This is a genomic window from Candidatus Binatia bacterium (assembly GCA_026415395.1).
Lineage (GTDB): Bacteria > Desulfobacterota > Binatia > HRBIN30 > HRBIN30 > HRBIN30.
This window is the reverse complement of sequence record JAOAHD010000002.1, coordinates 150,533-173,730: the sequence shown is the minus strand read 5'-3', so window position 1 is coordinate 173,730 and position 23,198 is coordinate 150,533. Positions and strand designations below refer to the sequence as shown.

The window sequence follows — 23,198 nt, the reverse complement described above, 5'->3', positions numbered from 1 at the left end:
AAGATCCGGCTGCACTCTGAGGAGAGGCAGCCACCGTGAGCTTGGCACAGGCGCACATTTTCGGGCGAACGGTCGTGTCGGACGCTCAGCTCAAGAAGCGAGCCACGCCAGGGCGTTCGCGGGTCCGCGCCCTCGACCGAGCGGCAGCGCGCTCGCAATTGCCCGCTGAATGAACTGTTTAGCCAACTGCACGGCTTCACCCAGAACCATGCCTTTGGCTAGGCCAGCCACAATTGCCGCCGAAAGTTGACAACCAGTGCCATGGGTGTGTGGAGTCGCGATACGGGGGGCTTCCAAAAGAGTCGCCTGCCGCCCGTCATCGAACACGTCGATCGCGCGCTCGCCTTCCAAATGCCCACCTTTCAACAGGCAACTTCCAGCTCCCAGTTCCACGAGTGCGCGTGCGGCTTCTCGCATATCCGCAACCGATCGGATCCGACGGCCGAGCAACGTTTCCGCCTCTGGTACGTTGGGCGTGACCAGGGTCGCGAGCGGCAGTAGGCGAGAGCGCAGCGTGGCAACAGCTTCGGGCTCCAAAAGGGAAGCACCACTTTGCGCAACCATGACTGGATCCACCACCAAGGGCTGCAACCCGTAGCGCTCCACCGCAGCAGCCACGGTGTCGATGATCTCGGCGGTGGCCAACATCCCAGTTTTCGTGGGTGCCGGACCGAGATCATCGACCACGGCGCGAATTTGCGCCGCGACAAAGTCGGCCGGCATGACCATCACAGCCTCCACTCCAGAGGTGTTCTGCGCGGTTAGGGCAGTGACGGCGGTCATACCGTAGACACGGAACACCGTGAAGGTTTTGAGATCCGCTTGAATTCCCGCCCCGCCGCTAGAGTCCGAGCCAGCAATGGAAAGGGCACGTGGCACCATGCCCTCTTCGTAACTGCTGCAAACCCGCGAATCCAACCCTCGCCACCGAATGCCAAGTTGCCTTGGCTGGTAACTTGTGCGAGGACGTGGGCACTGCCCATGGCCGAGGAGGGGACGGTTCGTGTCTTTCGAAGGGTTGCTGTCGCGAGAATTTTTGCGTGTTGTTGAGGAAGCGGCAATTGCCGCCGCCCGCACCATGGGGCAAGGAGACCGCAAGCGCTCCGACCGAGTGGCGGTAGAGGCAATGCGCAAAGCGATGGACGCACTGCCGATGCGCGGTACCGTCGTGATTGGCGAAGGAGAACGCGACGAGGCTCCCATGTTGTACATCGGCGAGCGCGTCGGCCGCCAACGCGACGACGACCCGGAGGTGGATATCGCTGTCGATCCCTTAGAGGGCACGAATCTGTGCGCAACGGGAGCACCGGGGGCGATTGCCGTCTTAGCTGCTGCCAACAAGGGGGGCCTCTTGCACGCGCCCGATTGCTACATGGAGAAAATCATCGTCGGGCCGGCTGCGCGCGGGGCTGTGCATCTCGATGCCACGGTAAAAGAAAACCTGACCGCCATCGCCCAGCGCCTCGATCGCTCGGTGCGCGACCTGGTGGTCATTGTGCTCGACCGCCCGCGGCACGAAAAGCTCATCGAAGACATTCGCAGCGCTGGGGCGCGCATTCGCTTAATTAGCGACGGTGATCTCTCAGCAGGAATTTCGGCGGCCATCCGCCGCACGAACGTACACGCGGTGATGGGAATCGGCGGCGCCCCGGAAGGGGTGCTCACCGCTGCTGCACTGCGCTGCCTCAACGGCGGCATGGAGGGGCGGCTCGTACCAGCCAAACCTGGGGCGGAAGAACGGAAAAAATTCGAAGAACGCCTGCGCGGAATGGGTATTACCGACCCGAATCGGATATACACCGAGCGTGATCTCGCCCCCGGCCCGGACATCCTCTTCGCCGCCACCGGTGTGACCGACGGCGCACTGCTGCGTGGCGTGCGCTTCTTCGGGCATGGTGCTCGCACCTACTCCGTGGTCATGACCTTGCGCGAACGCATTATTCGGTTCGTCGACACGGTGCATCTGGACGGCTCTCCGGATGCGGTGGTTGAGTTCTGACGCCCACTGCTGCGAGCGCTTGCGGGAATCGGCCCAATCACTAAAACCGGGAACATGCAAAACCGTACCGTAGACATTGCTGTTTTCGACGAGGCGCTAGCCACTCACATGGAAGAGTTAGCGCACCGCATCAACACACTCGGGAGCTATCTTTGACGTTGCCGGACGCGAACGCCGCCTCGCGGAACTAGACGCACTGGCGGCCTCCCCCGAATTTTGGAACGATCGTGAGCGCGCCCGTGAAGTGCAGCGGGAGCGCGCCGAGCTTCAGCGTTTGGTCGAGACTTGGCACGAGCTAACGCGGCAACTGGAAGACGCACGCGTTCTACTCGAATTTGCGCGGGAGGGAGACGCCGAGTCACTCCAAGAGCTTAAGCGGCTTCTCGCCCAACTCCGTGAGCGAACCGAACGCCTTGAGCTAGAGCGGCTGCTGTCGGGCGAGCACGATAGTGGCAACGCCATTCTCACCATCCACCCAGGCGCCGGCGGCCTAGAAGCTCAGGATTGGGCGGAAATGTTACTGCGCATGTATCTGCGTTGGGCCGAGCGCCGGGGCTTCAAAACCGAGATTTTAGATTTGCAACCGGGCGAAGGTGCGGGAATTAAGAGCGCGACTGTTGCCGTCGAGGGCCCATACGCATACGGATATCTAAAGGCAGAAGTCGGGGTGCATCGTTTAGTTCGGATATCACCCTTCGATGCGAATGCGCGCCGGCACACGTCTTTCGCATCGGTGTTCGTCTACCCCGATTTGGGCGAGGATATTGAGATCGAGATCGACGAAAAGGACTTGCGCATCGACACCTTCCGAGCCAGTGGGGCGGGCGGGCAACACGTGAACAAAACCGACTCCGCGGTGCGCATCACTCACATTCCCACCGGAATTGTGGTCACCTGCCAGAACGAACGCTCCCAATACAAGAACAAGTCGATGGCGATGCGAATCTTGCGCGCTCGCCTTTACGAGCTCGAGCTCAAGAAGCGACAAGAGCAGATTGCAGAACTGACCGAGTCGCAACGGGACATTGCTTGGGGAAACCAAATCCGCTCGTACGTCCTCCAACCGTACCGCTTAGTGAAGGACCACCGTACAGGAGTGGAAATCGGCAACGCCGACGCGGTGTTAGACGGTGAAATCGATCCCTTCATCGAGGCCTATTTACGCAAACAGGCGAGCGAGTCCGCACCACAGAAGAAATGATACCGCGGTCACGGAGCTGAGGAGTCAGCGCGCCCATGCGCGACAAGATTTACGCTTACCTCGAGCAACGTCCGGCAGGGGCCACAGCCGAGGAACTCCTCGAGCTTATGTTCACCCACCCAGGTAACGACCCGGAGGTTCGCCCGTACTTTGTGAAGCTCTTACTCGAACCCGACCCGCGGTTTGTTTGGGATACCGCGCTAAACCGCTGGAAACTCAGGAAATTCGACTACCTAGCTCAACCGTTCGAGGAGTGCTCGTTTGTGATCGTCGATCTGGAAACCACCGGTCTGACCCCGGATGCGGGTGGTATCATGGAGATCGGTGCCGTACGGGTAGAACGAGGGAGAGTCGTACGGCAATTTGAGCGCTTAGTTCGCCCGAGCAAGCGGCCACCCCCGTTTATCGTGCGCTTAACCGGCATCACCTGGGACATGTTGCGCCACCAACCCGCGATCGCCGAGGTGTGGGACGAGTTCTGTGCTTTCGTGCAGGACTCGGTGCTCGTCGCCCACAACGCGAGCTTCGACCTGAGCTATCTAAACCTTGCCTCGCAGTCGTTGACCGGCGTGCGCCTCACCGACACCTACTTGTGCACCTTGAAACTCGCTCGCCGCCTCGTTCCGGAGATCCGCAAGCGGGGGCTCGACAGCTTGGCTGAGTTCTTTGGCATCTCCACGGAACGCCGCCACCGCGCACTCGGGGATGCGCTGATCACAACCGAGGTTCTCTTCCATCTCTTCGAGCGAGCCAAGGCTCGCGGGCTCAATCGTGTCGACCAACTCCTCGCCGTGCAACATGAGGGGCGAGACGGCCGTCCTTTTTTCTGCCCCTTGCCGCGATCAGCGGTAGAGGAGCTACCTGCGAGTCCGGGCATTTATCGCTTTTACGACGAGACCGGCAAGCTGCTGTACGTCGGCCGCGCGAAGGACTTACGGCGCCGAGTGTCGTCGTACTTGAGCAACTCCGAGCACCACTCCCCCAAAACCCTCGACCTCATTCGACACATCCACAGTGTTCGAGTGGAACGGTGCCCCTCTGAACTCGAAGCGGCGTTACGCGAAGCAGAGGAGATTCGCCGCACCAAGCCTCCGTACAATGAGCGCTCCAAGCACCTGCCCCAAGTTGCTTACCTCAAAATAGGGCGAGAGCAGCCATTCCCTCGCATCTCGATCACATCGAGGCCCCACGGCAAAAACGTCACGCTCATTGGTCCTTTGCGCTCCCGGCTCGAAGCGGAACGCCTGCTGAAGATTTGGCTGCGCCTGTACGGTCTTCGGACCTGCCGTGGAGAACTTCGGCCGTCGCCGCAGAATTCCCCGTGTTTCCAAGGACAAACCGGCCTGTGCGCGATGCCATGCGCGGCACGAATCGACGCCGAAGGCTACCGCGCCAACGTGACCTCTCTGCTCCGTGACATCGCTTCAAATGGAGAACAGACGCGCGCCTACCTCATCGCGGAGCGGGAGCGCATGGCACAACGCGAACGCTTCGAGGCAGCGCAGCGCCTAAACGACGATTTGCTTTTCTTCGAACGCCTCAGCGCACGCGTTGGCTTTCTAGGCTGGCTGCACTGCCACCAGAATTTTTTGTTGCTCTTACCCCGCAGCAACGACGAGGCAATCGATGCCTATTTGCTGCTCGGGGGCGAGCTCGTGGCCCGCACAGCCATTTCCCACCCGGCCGAACTCGAGCAGTGGCTCCGCGAGCAAGCTTGGGGTCCGAGAAGTGTTCGTGGCTGCGCAGAGAGGGTCGACGCTACGGTCATCTTGGCGGCCTTCCTTCGCGATAGAAAAACCGATGGCGGAACCCTGTTGCGCCTCCCCGCAGACAAAACATGGCCCGCCACCCTCATGGAAGAGTGGCGGGCCGCATGCGCTACACTGCTCCGGTCGCCGCGACTAGCGCCAACGCGCTGAGCGCTGCCGCCGTATCCAGGTGAGTGCAGCGATGCTCACGAGCAACCACCAGGAGTTGCCGCTGTCGGCTGGGGCGACGTGACAGCCGCCGCTGCGGTCGACCCGAGTCACGATCTCTGGGGTTGGGGTCGCTGGCAAAGGAGTCGGTGGCGTTGGTGGAGCGGTTGGCGGCGCCTGGCAGAATCCGGCTAGACAGAGATTCGTGATGCAGTCGGAATTCTTTTGACAGACCTCACCGACGTCAAAGGGCGGGACGCAGAATCCGCGGAATCCTGTGATATCACACCGCTCACCTGGATCCTCGCACTGCTCGACCTCGCAGCAAACGTTTTGCACGCAGAAGCCAGATTCGCACTGATCTGCCCGCGAGCACGCCTCGCCCAGACCGCGGCGCGGCGTGGGGGTTGGCGGAATCGGCTGGCAGAAACCGGCTTGCCCAGGAACGCGACAGGATTGGCCTGCCGGACACTCGTTTTGGTTGCAGCACACCCCACCCTCGACGGTGTTACAGAAGAAGAAGGAGTCGCACTGTGAAGTATCCGAGCACGGGCCACCGGGTGGCACACGTGTCGGTGTCGGCGTTGGCGGCGGAATATCGCACACGCCTGCTCCACCTCCGGTGGGTCGGCAAAAGCCAGTTTCACAGTCGTCGTTACTGTCACACGGAGAGCCGGTTGCCTGCTTCAACTGGCACGTTCCGGCAAACCCGGGAACTCCGCAAGACTGCCCAGCCGGGCATAATCGCTCGCGACAGCACACACCGTCGGTGCAGAAGCCGCTGATGCAACGCGCATCGGAGGTGCAAGGGAAGCCAATGGGCAGCGGTGTAGGTGTGAAAATCGGAGTCGGCGTTGCTGTCGGCTTCGGCACGCACAGGCCCTCCCGTCCGGGGGCACCGCACGTCTCGCTGCTCGTGCACTGGCGCTCGCAGCAGAATCCATCGATGCAGTAGGACGGGTCGCACTGCGTTGGGTCGTCCACGCTCGTGCAACACTGCGCAGCGTCCGTGCAGGGACTTCCTGGCGGCAGCCGCGTGGTACAAACACCTTCCGAGCCCGGAATATTGCAAGCAGCGTTGACTGCGCACAGAGGATCGGAACAACACACGCCGTCGGTACAGAAGCCAGAAGCGCACTGTTCCGGACCGGAACACGGTGTACCGTTGCCCGCCGGGGGCCCGCATGTACCCGTGTTGCAAAATTGGCCTTCAGGGCAGGACGCAGAAGCACAGCAGAAGCCATCGACACAGCGGCCAGATTCACACTGAGCTCCTAATGTGCAACGGCTGCCGTTAGGAGCCGGCGGCCGGCACACACCGTCCAAGGTCGTCGCCCGCGGCGGCAGAATATCGCAGCGCTCGCCTTCCGGGCAGCTCGGCGTGCTGCAGCAGGTATTGTTCACGCAGGCACCGGATTCACACTGTCGCCCTACTGTACAGGCGGCGCCATTCGGCCGTGGCGGAATTTCGCGCGCCCGCAGCACACGCACGGAGTTGTTAGAAAACTCAGCAACCGCAATGTCAGGGATGGCATCTCCGGTAAAATCCATAGCGGCAAGACGTCGCGGGCCGAGGCCAACAATCACTTGCGTCGCAAATTCGAACCGCCCGTCCCCCAAGCCGGCGTAAACATTCACGAAACCGGCTGTCACGGAATTATTGTCAGCCGAGCGGGTGCTGAAAGACACAGCCAAGTCCTGCCGAGTGTCCAAATCGAAGTCGGCTGAGGCAATGTCTTGAGGCGTACAAACAACGGCGACGCCGTTAATCCGTGAGGGGCATGACAAACGCAGCGGCGGCAACACCCGGAATCGCGGGCTCTCGCCACCGATTAGGATCGAGATCGAGAATTGGTTCGTCGACTGCAGATCGCGGTTCACAACCGCCAGATCGATCCGCCCGTCGTTATTGAAGTCGCCCTTGGTCATGCCAATGGCGTCGGTGCCAACGACGAAACGTTGCCCCACCACACCGGCGAACGATCCCGTTCCGGTGTTGAGAAACACCGACACCTCGTCCGTTCCCCTCGTCCCAGTATTGAGCAAGATGAGGTCGTCGAAACGGTCGCCGTTTAGGTCGTGAGCCAAGATTACCCGTGGGTTGGCATTCGGGCTGACTGGGAAGGTGCCGACGCGATTCAATCCGCGATTTCCACCCTGATTGACCAGAACCGTAAAGGAGTCTGCCGCGCCGTTTGCCGTTGCCGCATCCAGCCGCGTGCGATTGTCGCTATCGAAGTATCCTGTGGCGACCCACACCGGTCCCCGTCGCGTCACGTCGAACGGCTGAGGAGCGGCAAAGCGGCCATCGTTTCGGCCGTTGCTCCCCTCACCGCGAATGATAAACAGCTTACCGACGTTCGGGTCCGTCACGGCAATATCGTTGATATTGTCCCCGTTGAAGTCACCAACAGCGACGCCGCGCAGCAGCGTACCCACGGGAATCTCGAGAGCAGAGAGAAAAATTCCCGTCGGGCTGCCAAACAGCACCGACACCCGGTCGCGTACCGTGCTGGATACCACGACGTCATTGATCCCGTCGCCGTTGAAGTCCCCACCTGTGACATAGGTCGGGCCGTTTGGAACCTGCCGTTGCTCTCCAGGAATGAAGGAAACCTGCGCTGAGAGTGAACCTGCTCCAAATACCCCAACCGCAACGAGTGCGAGAAAACTATGGACTGTACACCTCATCTACCGTTCTCCTCGTTTGGATCGCGACCGGCTTACCAAATTCTTTGCCTTCGGGCCATTGCAGATTGCGGGCTCCTTTCTTCAACCCCGCACCAGGTTTGTCAAACAAAAAGATTCCGCGCAGTCGAAGCCGCCTTTAGCGCACAACTGCCGGTCTAAAGCAAGCACCTTTGTCACCACCCTGGATTGCTGGCCTCGCCACGTGCTACTGCCGCGAACGCAACCCGAACCCATCCCGCCCGCGGGGCAAGGAGGTATTCCATGTTTTCATTCGAAATGAGCCCTGAGCAACGCGAAATGAAGGAGCTCGCACGGAAATTTGCGGCGGAGGAAATCATCCCGATTGCCGCAAAGTGCGACGAAACGGAAACGTTTCCTGTAGAGGTATGCCGTAAAGCTTGGGAACTGGGCTTGATGAACCTGGAAGTGCCCAAAGAGTACGGCGGACCAGGCCTCGGCGTGCTCGATACAATCCTGATCCTCGAGGAGCTGAACTACGGCTGCGCGGGCATTACCAACGCACTGGCCGCCAATGGCTTGGCCGCGGTGCCGCTCATCAAAGCGGGCAGCGAGGAACAAAAGAAAAAGTACTTGGGCATGCTGGCTCACGAATTTACCTTCGCCGCTTTTTGCACCACAGAACCGGGCGCTGGCTCCGATGTGGCGGGAATGTCGACAACCTATCGACGCGTTGGGGATGACTTCGTGATCAATGGCGTCAAACACTTCATTTCCAATGGCTCCATGGCCCACTGGTACACGGTGTTTGCTACCCGTGACCGTAATCTCCGCCACCAAGGCATTTCCTGCTTCGTCCTGCCGGCAGATACCCCAGGCATTCGTCGCCGCCGAATGCACGGGAAGCTCGGGCAACGCGCGGCCGACACTGCAGAGGTCGTATTCGAAGAGGTCGTGGTTCCCAAAAGCGCGCTCGTGGGCGAGGAGGGCCAGGGATTTAAGCTCGCCATGCAAACCTTCGATCACACCCGGCCAGAAATCGGGGCCATCGCTATCGGTATTTCTCAGCGAGCGCTCGACGAAGCCAAGAAGTACGCGCTCGAGCGCCAGGCGTTTGGACAGCCGATCGCGAATTTCCAGGCGATCCAGTTCATGCTTGCGGACATGGCAATCGAGATCGAGGCGATGCGCTTGCTTACGTACAAGGCGGCGTGGCTTCTCGATCAAGGAGCTGGAGCCCCCATCGTCTCCAGCTATGCGAAGGCATTTGGGGCCGATGCGTGCATGCGCATCACGACGGACGCGGTGCAAATCTTCGGAGGTTACGGCTACATGCGGGAATACCCCGTGGAGAAGCTCATGCGCGACGCGAAGTTGCTGCAAATTTACGAGGGGACTTCGCAAATCCAGCGGGTGGTCATCGCACGCAATCTTCTCAAGAGCTGACCACTACTCGGGTCAGTCCTAGCCGATGCACACGGCGGCAGCCATCACAAGATTCGGTGCCGGAGTTCCAGGCAGCGTTTTACTTCACCTTGCCCGCATAAATGTCCATCACCGTGTGCAGAAACTCGATCGCCTCACGGCGTGGCCGCTGGAACGAGTTCCGGCCGATGATGGAGCCAAACCCGCCGCCATCACGAATGGCGCGAATTTCATCCAGAATGGCGCTGGTTTCCTTGGCCTCGCCTCCCGAGAAAATGACAATCCGCCGCCCATTGAACGCACTCTGCACGACGTGCCGTACACGGTCGGCCAAGGTCTCGATGGGGATCCGCTCCTTCTCGTACACCTTGCGGGCCGAGTCTTGCTCGAGGTGAGCTGTCGGGGGTTTCACTTTGATCAGGTGCGCCCCGAGTTGCGCCGCAATTTGCGCAGCATAGGCGACCACATCCACGGCAGTCTCGCCGGCCTTGCTCAAGCCCGACCCGCGAGGATACGACCACACCACCACCGCCAACCCTTTCCGTTTCGCTTCCTCGGCCAAGGCCCGCAGTTGGCCATACATCTCGTTGCGCGCCGCCGAACCAGGGTAAATCGTGAACCCAATGGCAACACAGCCAAGCCGCAACGCATCGTCCACGCTACCAGTCACAGCCGGGCAAGGATCCGTCCCGGTGTACAGCGTATCCGAGTTGTTCAACTTGAGGATCAGGGGAATTTCCCCCGCAAACTCCGCTGCCCCAGCTTCTAGGAAACCCAAAGGAGCAGCGTACGCATTGCATCCAGCCTCGATGGCCAATTCAAAGTGATACCGCGGGTCATAGGCCGGGGGATTGGGTGCAAAACTGCGCGCCGGCCCGTGCTCGAAGCCCTGATCGACGGGCAAAATCACCAGTTTCCCAGTGCCGCCCAACCGCCCGTGATTCAACAAACGGGCGATATTCGTGAGGACTCCTGGGTTCTCGCTTCGATACCAACTGAGGATCTCGCGCACGCGCTCGGTCATTGTTCTTCCCTCCATGCCACGGAATGCCCTGCGGAAATGCCGTCACGTTAGAAAGCGGCACACCGGTAAGTCAACGCTACCCTTGCCCACCAATGCTTACATTGCCAGGTCCCGCCCTAAAGGTTGGGGGGTTCTCGCCCTGAACACGAGCACTCACGATTCCGTTGGGGATCGGTCCCTTCCCTGAGCCCCGGCCTTCCTCGGACCTCAAGCCTCCTCCGGCCCTGCCACTGCGAGCTGCGGCCTCGGAGGCTTGACGGCATCAACGATAAGATTCAATCTGTTCGATGTTGTTCCAGGCGTAGAATTCGAAGGGGGTATACATGGGTCAGAAGCCGCGGCACACGCCGGTGTCGCTCTCGACGTTCACCATCGAAGAACTACTCCGTCGGGGCACAACGCTGAATCACGGGCCAACGGTTCATCTGAAAATTCCGGTCGAGCTTTTGCGGGAGGCTCACGAACTCGCAGAGCAGCTCGGTGTGACGCGAACCGCACTCGTAACCGCATTGCTGAACGAAGGTCTGCTCGAGCTCACACGTCGGCGGGGCGCAAATTTGTAGGTTTTACGGTTGCGTCTGGCGGGCGAGTGTCCCCATAGAAGCAACCGCACACATGGTGATCCAAACACTCGCGTTCGTCCTCCTCGCCATTCCGGCGTTCTTTTTGGCAAGTACCAGCCGAAGCTTAGGAGAAGTATGCCCCGTTGACGAACCAGAACCTGGCTTCGACTTTGCCCCTTTATTTGAGATCCGACCCAGACCGGAATGCTTCGATTGGAACGGCGATGGAGTGGTGTCGGTCGCCGACTGGACCCTCGTCATTCTCCTGCGCAACCAGGCTTTCTCGCCAACGCCTTGGCTCGGTACCCCTACAGCTTCTTACACTCCGAGTGCGACCGCCACACCGACAACAACACCTACACCCTCCTTTACACCCACCAGGACAGCAACCCCAACACCCAGCCTCACACCTACGCACACGCCAACCCCCACCATAACCCCCACACCCCAGCCGTGCCCTCCGGATTCTGGCGCCCGTTTAGTCGTGGAGTTCGAAAACAGCGCTATTTTATCGCACGCAACCGCCGAGATCCGAGGTGAGCTGCTGTTCCCAAGTTGCCAAGCTGGCCCAGCATTGGCGCCCTCTTACTCCAGCGTACTCACCGCACCGGCGCCCGCCCACTTCGAAAACTTGGCTCCCGGCATCTGGGTGCACCACATTGCGGTGGGCGAGCCTGCAGTCGGGCAAGTACAGCACGCACAAAGTATGGTCATCGGAGGCACGCGCGCGAATCGGCAGCGGTGGCGCCTCTACTCCTCCGTGTTCACGGTCACCACGGCGAGCGACGGCACGGATTCCGGACTGTCCTTCCGCTCGGCCCTCGAATTAGCCAACGCATCGGCCCCACCCGTGCTCATCCGCTTTGATGATGGAGTGTTTCCGCCCGGACAAGTGTCGACCATTGTGCTCCGTGGCCCCTTACCTACCCTAAGTGCTGGCCACGTCACCATCGACGGCCGCGATGCCCTCGGGAACACTTGGATGCGTGTGATCGACGCCAATGGCGGCCCTTTTCCCGTGCTGGCGATCCGTGGCCCTTACAATCAGATCATTGGCCTCGTTTTGCGCAACGTCGGCGGTGCCGATCGCGATGTTCTTTCGATTTCTAGTCCTGCTGCCTTCGGCAACGTAGTCGAACATTGTCTGATCGAAGGGTCGGCCACCGGAGACGCGGTGGGGATCGACAACCATGCCGGAGAGGATTTTGCCAGTAAAAGCAACGTCGTCCGGGATTGTGTGATCCGTGGTGCAAGCGACAAGGGGATCAAAGTGACCGCCGGTGCCTACGCCCGCATCGAGAGAAACTGGGTGCTGCACAATGCCAACGGTGGCGTACAAGCCACGCTCGGCGGCCGAGCTTTCGCGCGGGACAACCTCATCGAGCTCAACGAGGGAGCCACTGCCCAGAATGGCATCGCAGTCAATGGCGCCCATCCTTCTACTCCCGAAGATCCCGCCTTGTTCGCTGCCGAAGGCAATCTCGTGCGAGCAAACGCCGGGGCGGGCGTGCTCATTCGCGCTCTCTCCGCTGCCTTCCTCCAAAGCAACTTTTTTAGCGGCAATGGGCGCGATGGTGGCCGCATCCAAAAAGTCGAAGACACTGGAAGTCCATCCCTGCAAGCCAACGGCAACGCATTCGTGTGCAACCAGGCTGCCGGATTCGCCGTCGAAGCCGGAAGCCGTGCTGATTTTGGCGGTGGGCCCTTCCATGCCGTCGGGAGCAATCTCTTCGCTTGGAACGGCTTGAGCTTAGCGCGGCCCAACTTGCTGGTGCTGAACAATCAGCCCGTTTCGGCTCGCGCAAATCATTGGGAACACTGCATCCAGAGTCCAGGATGTGAGGACGTCGTGCTCGAGCGAGATATCGGTGGGACCACCACGGGCATTGGTCTCGAACCAGCACTGCCCCTGGCTCTCCGTGAGCCTCCTCGAATCCAAGCGGCACGTCCCCGGGCCGCTCCGGCCGGAGCACTCATACGAATTCTTGGACATCGCTTCTTCCCAAGCTCACCTCCTACCCCCACCTGTGTTCGCGATGCCAACCCTTGTTACCAGGGAATCTGTGTGTACGTTGACCAAGTTCCCGCTCCCGTCGAAGCAGCCACACCAACCACTCTTTTCGTTCGTATGCCCTTTACGTGCTTTAAGCCAGTCCGGCTCGAAGTGCGAACCGCCCACGGCTCAGACAGCATGGACTACTGCTTAATCGAATGAGCCCGCTTGCCCGGAGCACGCCTGATGGGCGGAGGCGCGACCACTGCGTCCTACATCGAGCGCATCACAGGGCTTTTGATCGGAAGAGCAGGCTAATTATTGGGCGCGCCTGCCTCGATCCATGCCGTTAGCGCCTCAATCCATAGCGGTTCGAGCCGCGCGCCGACCAGCGGCATGGGGCTCCCCCAACGCTCGTCGAAGGCACTCAGCGTGAGTTTCACCAGTAGGAAACTTGCTTGCGGCTGCCCCGGCGTAACGCGCAGCCAGCCCGCATCGCGCGCTGCAACGTTCGTCGGCGGCACACCCACCAAGTCGTCGTATGCCGCGGTCAAATCCAACCCGCCGGCTCGAGTCGTCGCATCGTGGCAAAACGCTACCGCACAGCGAGGCCGGAGCACTTGGCTCTCCAGTGCGGCAAAGGAGGCACTCGGCGGATTCAGGGTTGCGATCGGTGTCGGCGAAGGCGAGGGTGACGGAGTTGGCGTTCCAACTCCACCAACGGCTTCCCCGCCGCGCGGTGCGCCCGCCAAGATCCACTCCTCGATCCGCCGAAGTTCTTGCTCGGGCAGCGGGGGCGCCCCGAGAGGCATGCGACTTCCCTGGCCTAGACCCGGCCCCGTAAGCTTGATCCACAAAAAGCTCCGGTCGGGCACGCCAGGAACGACACGCTGCCATCCCACCTCAAGCGCCGCAGAATTTTCCGGCGGAGCGTTCACCAACTGGTCATACGCACTTGGTCCTTCGAGAACCAACCCGCCAGCGCCTACACCCGCCGAATGGCACGGCCCAACCGCGCAGTATCGAGTGAACACGCTCGCTTGCAACTCAGCAAACGTGTTTCCCGTAGACGCCGTTGGCGGCGGCCCATCACCAGCACAGCCCAGCGAGGCGAGGACAAACCAAAACCCCGCGGCTCGGGCAGCCCTCTGAAACAACAATTTGCGCACTGTAAGTGTGCGGCCGTCGCGGGCGCTACAGCCCCTTCACGCCTTCGACAACGATGCCCGGCAAATTGTTCCGGAGGTACTTCTTTCCCGTCACCTCGGCACGTTCACCGGCAAGCTTCTTCACCTCGTTGTAGGGTGCCTCGTTGTTGTGGTCATCTACCAAAAGGTACAGCTCACCAGCATCGGTGAGCAGTCCCAGGGGCACCCCCTTCTTCGCGCACATCTGTGCGCAACTCTTGTGGCCACTTCCTTTCGCGCCCTTAGCCATGTAGCAAGCCAGATCCACGACCTCGCCTTGCAGTTTGACCTCTTCCTGGGCAACGGCCACCAACGCGGAGACACCCAAAAGCGTCACGAAGAAGCCTGCAAACCAACCTGCTTTTTTTGCACTCATAGCTGCACTAGTATGCGCCGGAGCGCAGTTATGTCAATTTCCGTCGTCAAGGGACAAGGGCCGCCATTGGCGCGCACGCCGGATCAAACTCACGCAAAGGAGTCGCTTTTTGAGCCCCGGCTGCGGAGCCCGTCAGCCCCGCGGCCCTCGCCTGCAACAGTACTAGGGGCGGATCCGCCACGTTCTGCACCTTCGCAAGTTTTGCAAGTAAGCTTTTTGTATCTCACCGGCCTCGCCATTGGCCTCCATCTCGCGCTGGTCCACTTATACCTCTGGGGCTCACCACGAGCGTTTTTCTTTTTCCTTGGTGCCACACTGTTGTCATGCACGGTCATTCTCGGGTTGTGGATTTGGGTGTTACCGCGTTTTGCCAACCTGCGCTTTCCACTGCGATTGGCCGCACAAATTCTCACCTCCGCGGTTGCCATTGCGGCGCTATCGTTCCTCACTGTCGAAGCCAATTCCTTTCTCTTTGGCGGACACTCCATCTTGAATCCCTATAACGGGCCAGATCGTACGATCACCATTCCGGCGAGTGCACTGCGACACGCGCCCGTGATCTATTTCCTCATCCCCATCGTGCCTACCGCCATTCTCTGCGTCGTGGGCTTTAACCTCCATTGGTGGCGCATCCTGGTTATGCAAGCACGCGCTCGCGCATTGGAAGACGCAGCCGCCTCAGCCCAGCTCGCCGCACTACGGGCACAAATCCACCCGCACTTTTTTTTCAACAGCCTGAACTCCATCGCACAATTGATCCGCATCCATCCGGATCAAGCCGAGCGCTGCGTGGAGCGCTTGGCCGAGGTCTTTCGGTATTTACTTTCGCGCTCGGGTACGGAGTTCGTGCCGTTGGACGAGGAGTTACGCTTTGCCCACGCGTACTTGGAAATCGAAACGGCTCGTTTCGGCGACGAGCTCACCGTGGAATGGGACGTCGAACCTGCCGCACGGCGCCAGACGGTGCCGAGCCTCATTTTGCAACCGCTCGTGGAAAACGCAGTGAAACACGGCATTTCCAAAAAAATCGACGGGGGAACGCTGGTGATCCGTGCGCGTGTGCGCGAGCGCGAGCTCCAGATCGAAGTCGAAGACACGGGCGTGGGGATCACCGACGATGGCCGATTGTATGAACGCGGGCTCGGGCTCCGCAGTGTGCGGGATCGCTTGGTAAGACTTTACGGAGAACGGCACGCCCCGGAGATCGATTCGGTCGCAGGCCAAGGCACGACCGTGAGGCTGCGCTTTCCTTTGCAAAGCCATCATGAGGCAGCGCGATGATTCGGACCCTCATTGTCGACGATGAGCGTTTAGCACGGGAACGGTTGCAAACTTTTTTGCGCGACTTCGCAGAGGTGGAAATCGTCGGCACCGCCAAAAACGGCCCCCAAGCAATCCAGGCTATCGACAGCTTGAAGCCCGACGTTGTGTTCCTCGACGTGCAAATGCCGGGCGTGGATGGTTTCGGCGTGCTGCAAGCAGTGCGGCACCGCCCGCAAGTGGTGTTCGCCACTGCCTACGACCAATACGCGATTCGCGCGTTCGAAGTCTGTGCCGTAGACTACTTGCTCAAGCCCATTTCCAAAGAGCGCTTGGCGGAAACCATGCGGCGTGTCCGCGACCGACTCGTGAACCAAACCGCACCACCCGCGATCGAAGAGATTCTCGCCGCGCTGGAAGCCCGCGAGCGGCGGTACATCCAACAAGTGCCGGCGCAAAGGGGGCGCAACATCGTGGTCTTGTCCACCGAACAAATTCTCTGGTTCGAGGTCGAAGACCGGATCGTGTTCGCGTACGTCGACGGCGATCGCTTCATGACCAACTTTACCCTGCGAGAACTAGAAGAACGACTCGACCCCAACGTGTTCTTCCGCGCACACAAGTCGCGCTTAGTGAACCTCAAGCACGTCAAGGCAATCGTGCCGTGGTTCGGCGGCCGCTACAAGTTGGTGATGAAGGACCAGCGCGGCTCCGAACTTGAACTGAGCCGGGCGCAAACCCGTTCTCTCCGTTCGCGCATGCACTGGTAGCTCACAGGGCTCTTTTTTGACGGTTGCGCCGCCTCCTTTGGCCGCTTGCGGTCCGGTGGTTGCGTTACGCTGCACAACCAGGTACCTGACCGACATTCTTTTCCTTCCAAGGGGTGCCTCCATGCGGCGTTGGCTTTCGGTGACAGTTTTGGCTTGGCTTCTGGGTAGCTCGTCGAGCGTTGTTGCCCAATGCACGGGCGACTGTAATAGCGATGGGGGAGTGACCGTCGATGAAATCATTTCGATGGTCAACGTGGCTTTGGGTAACGCCAGCGCAAGCACGTGCCCAGCCGGGGATCGCGACGGTGACGGCACCATTACCGTCGATGAAATCGTCGCCGCCGTGAACAACCTCTTGGCTTCTTGCCCAACTACGGGTGGAGCGCTGGGAGATCGTCGCTTCACTTTCAGCCAGCGAAGCCAGTTTAGCGCAATTCTCAGCAGTGGCTTCCGCCTCGCCTTGGGTAACTTCCGCGGGCAGAAAAACGGCGAGACGGGCGATGCGTACTTCGTGCTGCGCGCGGGCGAGCCGGACGAGTCAGGGGTCGCAACCATCGACATTGTCGACGGGTCGGATTACTTCTTCGTCCAAGCCCAAGTCGCGAACCTGCTCGTTTGCGTCCGGCCGCTTCTACCGGTTGCGCGCGCGGGCGTCGTGCAGTGCAACGGGGGACTCGACTACAGCATCGCCCTGGAAACGGACCACCACGTCGGCCAGTTGGGCCAAGACGGGTTTACGCTCGCCGACTGTTTATCGGTTTGTAACGGCACGGTGTGCGGGCAAGTGGAAGGCCCCACGCAGATTTGTGCTGCTGGCGCGGTGGGCGAAACCTGCCGTAGGGATTCCGATTGCGATACGCTGACGGGTGCCGGCGATGGTCGCTGCGGCCTCGGCCGCTACTGCGTCGGGGCAAAGCACGGCGAGACCTGCACGAGCGACGATGATTGCCGTACCGCCGAAGCTTCGGGCCGTTGTACAGAGCAGGCCACCTGCACCGTCGGGCAGTCGGGTGCCCCGTGCCGCAACGACGGTGACTGCGACACGGCACCCAACGCCGAAGACGGGCAGTGCGGCGGTCGCGCGGTCCACCCCGGAGTGTGCAACGGCCCCCTCACTGCAGGCTCCGTGGGAGAAGACAGCGGGGCCGGAGCCGCTGTGCTCGCCCCCGTCTTCGGCCTGAACGGCGTGCCTGTGGAGTTATCCTTCGAGCAAGCGCTCCCCTGTGGGGACGAGCCAGTGTCCGCCGGGTTTAGCCAGTCGTTCGCGTTCACCACGGGCACGGCGCGGGCGACGGTGAAAAATGTCAGCAATGAGTTCGGCCTTTGCAGCGACAACTCGGCATGTACGCAGGACAGCGACTGCGACCATGCCGATGGCCCGGGCAAGGGTGTGTGCGGGCACCAGCTCGTTTTCACCACCAAGGGCGAAAACTTCTCTTGTCAAGACTGGACGAACCCGAACGGCGCTGGCTGCTTTGTGCTCGCGGCTCCCGTCCTCCACGCACTACAAGGCGCAGACCTGGTCACCGAATTCCGTTTCTGTGGCAACTGAAGTGGCAAACCAATTCGTGAGTAGCGCTCCCTGAGAAATCGTTGTATGCATGCTGCCGACGCATGGCGGCGGCTTCGGGGTTTGCGGCAAAGTTCCTGTGGGTAGTGGGCCTGTGTCTGCTCACACTGCCCATGCCCACCTTAGGGAGCGAGGCACACCAGCGGGGTTCCTTTTTTCGCGATCCGGCAGCAACCAGCGTTTCCCTCTGGATAGGGCAGGCTGCTCTAGACCTCGAAACCAGCCTGTTTGGCGACGCCAACTGTGATGGCCTGGTGGATGAAGAAGACCTCCAAGCGCTGAGTGCGGCCATCTTTGCCCCGACGTTTTCCTGCATTGAGGTGGACGCCAACAACGACGGCAGCGCAAGCGCAGCCGACTTGGTGAGCCTGGTGAGCGTTCTCGCCGCGGCCTTGACTTCAACCCCCACAATGACGCCCACGCCTACGGAATCGGCAAGCCCGAGCCCGACGCCGAGCGATCGAGTGCCGAACACTTCGACTCCGTCGGCCACACCTACGGCCTCAGCCCTTGCCTCCCCAGAACCCAGCGCCACGCCGACGAGTAGCCCCGTGCCCACTCCGTCACCGAGCGCAACCCCGTCCACAGCTACACAAACCGTGACGCCCACAGTACCCAGCTTGTCGCCTTCCCGAACACCGACTGAAACACCTCCGATCTTCCCCTCACCGTCATCCACTCCGACCGCAACAACGCCCAGCAGCCCGTCACTGACGGCAAGCCCCACGACCACACCTGTTCTCCCTACACGGTCCCCCACTTCCACCACCACGGAAGGCGCGAGCCCTTCTCCCACGCCCAGCCCCACGGTGACCAGCGTCTCGCCTCTCCCTTCACCGCCGAGCCCGACGTTCACGCCCCTTCCGAGCGCAACGGCCACCTTTACCCGCCCGCCTTCGCCGTCGCGAACGCCGAGCTCTACGCGCTCGGCCACAGCCACGGCAACTGAAACCCCGTCGCCAACACCCACGCGCACGCCATCGGCCACGCGCACCCGCACAACCACGGCAACATTCTCGCCAACCCCTTCCAGCACGCCAACGCGCACGGATATGGGGACACGCACGCCGTCGCTCACGCGCACACCCTCAGCAACCGCAACGTTCACTTGGACCCCATCACCGACTCCGACAACCACCGCGACGCGTACGCAAACCAACACCCGCACGGCGACGGCCACCGGGAGCCCGACCTGGACACCCACTCAAACGGCTACACCAACCATTACGCGCACCCCCACGCAAACGCGCACCCAAACGAACACGCCCACCGTCACGCAAACTGGTACCGCCACCCGTACCCCCACGGTTACCCGCACTCCCACAGCCACGCTGCCACCGCTGGCAGGGCCCGTGATCACTTACTTCGGTATCACCACCGCCGATAACCACCTGATCGCCCCAGCGGGCACGGATGATCAGGGAGTGCCGATCTTCGAGCGCCCGTTCGGGGCCGGGTTTTTCCTCGTGATCGAGGCAAAACCGGGCACGAGCAACAGTGCCCCCGACACCCGCAACTTGTACAACCCGTCGGACCCGAACTCCCGACCGGACGTGCAGATTCTTTCTTCCCGACCGCTGGGCAATGGGAGCACCGAGGTGTGCGATAAAGGACCGCCCCCGTTTCCGCTGGGCGGAGTTCCGGGATTCCCGGCATTAAACCTCGACGACCCCTCGCAAGCGGTGACCGACGCGATGAACGATTTTGCCTGCCGACTGGCCAACAACACCATCGATCCGTGCACGCTCGACGAGCGCGAGCGCCCCGCATACGTGTCTGCCGATACCACTACTCAAGTGTGCACCGACGGGGTGATCGGCACCGAGATGCGGTTCCCATCGGGAAGCACCACCCTGATCGTGCGCTGGCGCGACCGCAATGGGAATTATGGACGACCAGCGAAGATCATCATCCGCGTTCCCTGACGTGCCTCCCATCGCTTGTGCCACCGTTGCCTTTGTGTAAAGCAAACGGACCACGGCCATGCGGGTGAGTGTGCTCGGTGCGGGGAGCTTCGGCACGGCGCTAGCGAAGCTACTGTGCGAAAACGGGCACGAGGTGCGGCTATGGTGCCGCCGTACGGAGCATGCCAGCGAGATTTGTGCGCGGCACGAAAACACCCTTTACCTCCCCGGAATTCCTTTGCCTGTAACCCTCCAGGCGACAGCTGACTGCAACGAAGCGGTGCGCGGTGCCGAAATGGTCGTGGTCGCAGTGCCCTCCCATGTAGTGCGGAAGGTGATGGAGAGCACCCGGGCGCACCTCGCTGAAGGTGCGTGGGTGGTGAGCGCCGTGAAAGGCGTGGAAGAAGAAAGCCTGCTGCGAATGTCGCAAGTGCTTGAAGAAGTGCTGGGGACGAGCTACGCGCACCGCATTGCCGTGCTCTCCGGGCCGAGCTTCGCCAAGGAAGTTGCCGCCGGCAAACCGACGGCAGTCACCACCGCCAGCCGCAACCTGGCGGCCGCCAAAGCAACACAGGCGGCCTTTCAGGGCAGCACCTTTCGGGTGTACACCCACGACGATGTCATCGGCGTGGAACTCGGTGGCGCAACCAAGAATGTGATTGCCATCGCCGCCGGAGTGAGCGACGGCCTGGGTCTCGGACACAGTAGCCGAGCGGCGTTGATCACCCGTGGGGTGGCGGAAATTGCCCGGCTCGTGGTGCGTTTGGGCGGAAGCGCGCAAACCGTTTCTGGACTCTCTGGAGTCGGCGATCTCGTGCTGACCTGCACTGGCGACTTAAGCCGTAACCGCTCTCTCGGCTTGCGCCTCGGCCGCGGCGAGCCCTTGGAAGCGATCCTGAGCAGCATGCACGAAGTGGCGGAAGGCGTCCGAAATAGCATCAGCATTTCAGAACTCGCACGCAAAGCCGGCGTGGAAATGCCTATCACCGAGCAAGTGCGGCTGCTGCTGCACGAGGGGAAGTCTGCCCTGCAAGTCTTGAACGACCTACTGCGCCGCGAGGCAAAACCCGAGTTCTGGAGTTGAGAGTAGTGTCACGATGGGAAAAGGAATCTGCCGCGTAGAAGGATGTAATGGCGAGGTACAAGGGAAGCGCTACTGCGCCAAGCACTACCGCTTGTGGCGAAAAGGCCGCATGCCCAAGCCCCGCTACAAAACTTGCAACGCTGAAGGCTGCCGCAAGCGCCAAGAGCGGCGCGGCCTGTGCGCAGAACACTTCGCCAAGGAGTACGGAAAACAAGAAGCCCGCGAAGCGAGCGCCTGAGCAGGGAAATCTCCTTTCGGGCACGCACTAAGCAAGCCGGGCTTGCGCTCGCTGCACCGCAACCCACGTGTCGGCCAAAGCGCGCGTAGAGTGCACAGCTCCGGCCTCGATCACCAACGGTGCCGCTTGCGCGGTGAGCCGCTTTGGTTTTCCCTTCACGACCACCTCGAGCGCCCCCGCGAGTACACGCAGCGTTTGCGTGTACTCGTGCATGTGCTCCCCCTCCCTGTGCCCCTGAGGCTTAAACACCAGCAACAGCTCGGCAGTGAGCTCGTACACCGCATGACAATTCGGGCGGAGCCGTCGCCGTTGTGGTGCCTTATGCTGCGCGGCCATGGCTACCTCAGCTTGCAGTAAAGCCAGCGCGGGTGCAAACGCAAAGCCAGGGCAGCAGGGGTAGATCTCCGGACAAGGAAGGTATGGGGACTAAAGCGAGCTCGCTCTCCGATCCGAGCTTACCCGCACCGCCGCCGAGTGCGAGGCTGCGCTTCTCGCCGCGGGTGAAGAGCTGATTGGCGAGTCGGGAGTGGCGAGTGGTAGGGAGCTGCCAAAAGTGAATCGCGAACGGCAAGTGGGAAATGGAAAGGAGAGTCACGAGACATGAATGGTGAGGACATCCAAGGCGGCCGGCGGGATTGGCGCGTCGCGAGGCGCGACGGGCCGCTCGCCCCTACGCTGGTCTCGCGACACGTTCTGGCCGAGCGCGGCGGTCGCGGTACCCTTTGGGGACTGCGGCACCTCGCCTACGCCCCATTCCTGGTTGTGCCGGCTGTCGCCGGCGCTTTCAGCTCTCAAGCTTCAGGGTGGCGTACGAGCAAATAAGCATTGGCGCCGCCGTAACCGTAGCTACTCACCAACACGTGCTCGAGTTGTGCCGGTCGTGCGACGTTGGGCACGTAGTCGAGGTCGCAGTCGTCTGCTGGCTGCTCCAAGAAGTGGGTTGGAGGAATTAACTGATGCCGCAGCGCTAAGCAGGCGGCCACTGTTTGAAATGCTCCTGAGGCGCCGAACGGATGACCGAGCACTGCCTTGATCGAGCTCACCGGCAACTTTGCCGCCCACTCGCCAAAGGCCGCCTTAGCCACGCGGGTTTCCTTGCTGTCGAACGTTGGAGACGCGTTTGCATGTGCGCAAAGCCACTGCACATTGCCGGGGCCGAGCCGGCATCGACGCAGCAAAGCGCAAATCGCCGCAGCGCCCACTTCGCCGCTAGGGTCCGTCGGAAACAAGCCTCGAGCATCGCACGAGCTCGTACCGCCGAGCACCTCGGCATACACGTGAGCACCGCGAGCCAAAGCACGCTCGCGCGGCTCGAGCACCAACATGCAAGCGCCTTCGCTGAGCACCATCCCATTGTGGCGGCGATCGAAGGGGCGCGATGCTCGTTGTGGATCGCTGCTGTCGCGCGCCAACTCCATCGTGCGGCCCATGGAAGCAAGTACGAATACGGTCAGTGGGCTTTCCGTGCCGCCGGCAATCACCACCTCCGCCTCGCCTGCCGCAATCAACTGTTGCCCGAGCGCGATAGCCTGGGTGCTTGCCGTGCACCCGGTGGTAATGGTCAGTTGCGGCCCTTGCGCCCGCGCCACTGCCGCCAGCTCGGCGGCAGTGGCAAATGGGAGGGAGCCGTTGGCCAGAAATGGGTTCACGCGCCGCACGCCGCGTTCCATGATCACCGCATATTGCTGCTCGCCACTGCGAAGCCCACCGAGCGCGCAACCGACGAGCAGCGCCACAGCCCCGGGATTCTCCCACGAGGCGGGCGGTAACTGGGCGTCTTGCAACGCTCGCTCTACGGCCAACAGCCCGAGCTGACTCGCGTGCGTCACGGTGCGGAGGTAACGCGGATCGAGCGCTTGCAGTTCAGCATCGTCCACCTGCCCACCCAGTTGGCAGTTAAACGGCGATGGATCGAAGCGATCGATCACGCGCAGGCCAGAGCGACCTTCGATCAAAGCCGACCAAAAGGACTCCAACTGCGAGCCAACCGGGCTCACAAAGCCGATGCCGGTGATGACGACGCGACGATTCAAAGCTCT

21 protein-coding genes are annotated in these 23,198 nt (G+C 61.3%); 12 read left to right on the top strand and 9 right to left on the bottom strand.

Features of this window, described 5'->3' with window-relative positions:
* Nucleotides 1–90: 90 nt before the first annotated feature.
* A complete protein-coding gene (thiD, locus tag N3C12_01280; protein MCX8071071.1) occupies nucleotides 91–882 on the bottom strand; it encodes a bifunctional hydroxymethylpyrimidine kinase/phosphomethylpyrimidine kinase in 792 nt (263 codons plus the stop codon).
* A gap of 121 nt (nucleotides 883–1,003) precedes the next feature.
* Between thiD and glpX the strand changes: the two genes are divergently transcribed.
* The 3 genes from glpX (at nucleotide 1,004) to N3C12_01265 (ending at nucleotide 5,119) form a co-directional block, all read left to right on the top strand.
* Complete coding sequence (gene glpX / locus N3C12_01275) at nucleotides 1,004–1,999, top strand: class II fructose-bisphosphatase (protein MCX8071070.1); 996 nt, start codon at nucleotides 1,004–1,006, stop codon at nucleotides 1,997–1,999.
* A gap of 108 nt (nucleotides 2,000–2,107) precedes the next feature.
* Nucleotides 2,108–3,200 (top strand): peptide chain release factor 2 gene (gene prfB / locus N3C12_01270; protein ID MCX8071069.1). Its coding sequence is split into 2 segments (ribosomal slippage): nucleotides 2,108–2,140 and nucleotides 2,142–3,200, totalling 1,092 coding nucleotides; the frame shifts between segments, so codons are not numbered across the junction.
* Between the two features lie 35 nt (nucleotides 3,201–3,235).
* Nucleotides 3,236–5,119, top strand: a complete 1,884-nt coding sequence (locus N3C12_01265; protein ID MCX8071068.1) for an exonuclease domain-containing protein — start codon at nucleotides 3,236–3,238, stop codon at nucleotides 5,117–5,119.
* Here the strand turns inward: N3C12_01265 and N3C12_01260 are convergent.
* Nucleotides 5,102–7,807 (bottom strand): FG-GAP-like repeat-containing protein, encoded by a 2,706-nt coding sequence (locus N3C12_01260; GenBank protein MCX8071067.1) that lies wholly within the window; start codon nucleotides 7,805–7,807, stop codon nucleotides 5,102–5,104. The two genes, N3C12_01265 and N3C12_01260, sit on opposite strands and share 18 nt — an antisense overlap.
* A gap of 261 nt (nucleotides 7,808–8,068) precedes the next feature.
* Here N3C12_01260 and N3C12_01255 point away from each other — a divergent pair, with 261 nt between their 5' ends.
* Nucleotides 8,069–9,211 carry an acyl-CoA dehydrogenase family protein gene (locus N3C12_01255; GenBank protein ID MCX8071066.1) on the top strand — a complete coding sequence of 381 codons (1,143 nt, stop codon included), beginning with the start codon at nucleotides 8,069–8,071 and terminating at the stop codon, nucleotides 9,209–9,211.
* A 79-nt stretch (nucleotides 9,212–9,290) separates the two neighbouring features.
* Here the strand turns inward: N3C12_01255 and N3C12_01250 are convergent, their stop codons facing one another.
* The gene (locus N3C12_01250; GenBank protein MCX8071065.1) at nucleotides 9,291–10,214 is read right to left on the bottom strand and encodes a class I fructose-bisphosphate aldolase; all 924 of its coding nucleotides are present in this window, start codon (nucleotides 10,212–10,214) and stop codon (nucleotides 9,291–9,293) included.
* 323 nt (nucleotides 10,215–10,537) lie between these two features.
* Between N3C12_01250 and N3C12_01245 the strand changes: the two genes are divergently transcribed.
* Together N3C12_01245 and N3C12_01240 are read left to right on the top strand one after the other, a co-directional pair.
* Complete coding sequence (locus N3C12_01245; protein MCX8071064.1) at nucleotides 10,538–10,777, top strand: hypothetical protein; 240 nt, start codon at nucleotides 10,538–10,540, stop codon at nucleotides 10,775–10,777.
* A gap of 52 nt (nucleotides 10,778–10,829) precedes the next feature.
* Nucleotides 10,830–12,992 carry a hypothetical protein gene (locus tag N3C12_01240; GenBank protein MCX8071063.1) on the top strand — a complete coding sequence of 721 codons (2,163 nt, stop codon included), beginning with the start codon at nucleotides 10,830–10,832 and terminating at the stop codon, nucleotides 12,990–12,992.
* A 92-nt stretch (nucleotides 12,993–13,084) separates the two neighbouring features.
* Here the strand turns inward: N3C12_01240 and N3C12_01235 are convergent, their stop codons facing one another.
* Together N3C12_01235 and N3C12_01230 are read right to left on the bottom strand one after the other, a co-directional pair.
* Nucleotides 13,085–13,930 carry a hypothetical protein gene (locus tag N3C12_01235; protein MCX8071062.1) on the bottom strand — a complete coding sequence of 282 codons (846 nt, stop codon included), beginning with the start codon at nucleotides 13,928–13,930 and terminating at the stop codon, nucleotides 13,085–13,087.
* A gap of 34 nt (nucleotides 13,931–13,964) precedes the next feature.
* Nucleotides 13,965–14,333 (bottom strand): hypothetical protein, encoded by a 369-nt coding sequence (locus N3C12_01230; GenBank protein MCX8071061.1) that lies wholly within the window; start codon nucleotides 14,331–14,333, stop codon nucleotides 13,965–13,967.
* A 30-nt stretch (nucleotides 14,334–14,363) separates the two neighbouring features.
* Here N3C12_01230 and N3C12_01225 point away from each other — a divergent pair, with 30 nt between their 5' ends.
* The 3 genes from N3C12_01225 (at nucleotide 14,364) to N3C12_01215 (ending at nucleotide 17,915) form a co-directional block, all read left to right on the top strand.
* Complete coding sequence (locus tag N3C12_01225) at nucleotides 14,364–15,614, top strand: histidine kinase (protein MCX8071060.1); 1,251 nt, start codon at nucleotides 14,364–14,366, stop codon at nucleotides 15,612–15,614.
* Nucleotides 15,611–16,363: a LytTR family DNA-binding domain-containing protein gene (locus N3C12_01220; protein MCX8071059.1), complete on the top strand. Its 753-nt coding sequence runs from the start codon at nucleotides 15,611–15,613 to the stop codon at nucleotides 16,361–16,363. Before N3C12_01225 ends, N3C12_01220 begins: the two co-directional genes overlap by 4 nt.
* 121 nt (nucleotides 16,364–16,484) lie before the next feature.
* Nucleotides 16,485–17,915, top strand: a complete 1,431-nt coding sequence (locus N3C12_01215; protein MCX8071058.1) for a hypothetical protein — start codon at nucleotides 16,485–16,487, stop codon at nucleotides 17,913–17,915.
* Here N3C12_01215 and N3C12_01210 read toward each other — a convergent pair.
* Nucleotides 17,887–19,137, bottom strand: a complete 1,251-nt coding sequence (locus N3C12_01210) for a hypothetical protein (GenBank protein MCX8071057.1) — start codon at nucleotides 19,135–19,137, stop codon at nucleotides 17,887–17,889. The two genes, N3C12_01215 and N3C12_01210, sit on opposite strands and share 29 nt — an antisense overlap.
* Nucleotides 19,138–19,263 carry a hypothetical protein gene (locus N3C12_01205; protein ID MCX8071056.1) on the bottom strand — a complete coding sequence of 42 codons (126 nt, stop codon included), beginning with the start codon at nucleotides 19,261–19,263 and terminating at the stop codon, nucleotides 19,138–19,140.
* Nucleotides 19,264–19,285: 22 nt separating this feature from the next.
* On the opposite strand from N3C12_01205, the gene N3C12_01200 reads away from it, so the two are divergent.
* The 3 genes from N3C12_01200 to N3C12_01190 are packed head-to-tail and all read left to right on the top strand — an operon-like array spanning nucleotide 19,286 to nucleotide 21,159.
* Entirely contained in the window at nucleotides 19,286–19,858 is a 573-nt protein-coding gene (locus N3C12_01200) for a hypothetical protein (GenBank protein MCX8071055.1), read from the top strand.
* A 58-nt stretch (nucleotides 19,859–19,916) separates the two neighbouring features.
* The gene (locus N3C12_01195) at nucleotides 19,917–20,921 is read left to right on the top strand and encodes an NAD(P)-dependent glycerol-3-phosphate dehydrogenase (GenBank protein ID MCX8071054.1); all 1,005 of its coding nucleotides are present in this window, start codon (nucleotides 19,917–19,919) and stop codon (nucleotides 20,919–20,921) included.
* A gap of 13 nt (nucleotides 20,922–20,934) precedes the next feature.
* Entirely contained in the window at nucleotides 20,935–21,159 is a 225-nt protein-coding gene (locus tag N3C12_01190) for a vegetative protein (protein MCX8071053.1), read from the top strand.
* Between the two features lie 27 nt (nucleotides 21,160–21,186).
* Here N3C12_01190 and N3C12_01185 read toward each other — a convergent pair whose 3' ends face one another.
* Together N3C12_01185 and N3C12_01180 are read right to left on the bottom strand one after the other, a co-directional pair.
* A complete protein-coding gene (locus N3C12_01185) occupies nucleotides 21,187–21,495 on the bottom strand; it encodes a cupin domain-containing protein (protein MCX8071052.1) in 309 nt (102 codons plus the stop codon).
* 455 nt (nucleotides 21,496–21,950) lie between these two features.
* The gene (locus N3C12_01180; protein ID MCX8071051.1) at nucleotides 21,951–23,192 is read right to left on the bottom strand and encodes a beta-ketoacyl-[acyl-carrier-protein] synthase family protein; all 1,242 of its coding nucleotides are present in this window, start codon (nucleotides 23,190–23,192) and stop codon (nucleotides 21,951–21,953) included.
* Nucleotides 23,193–23,198: the final 6 nt, after the last annotated feature.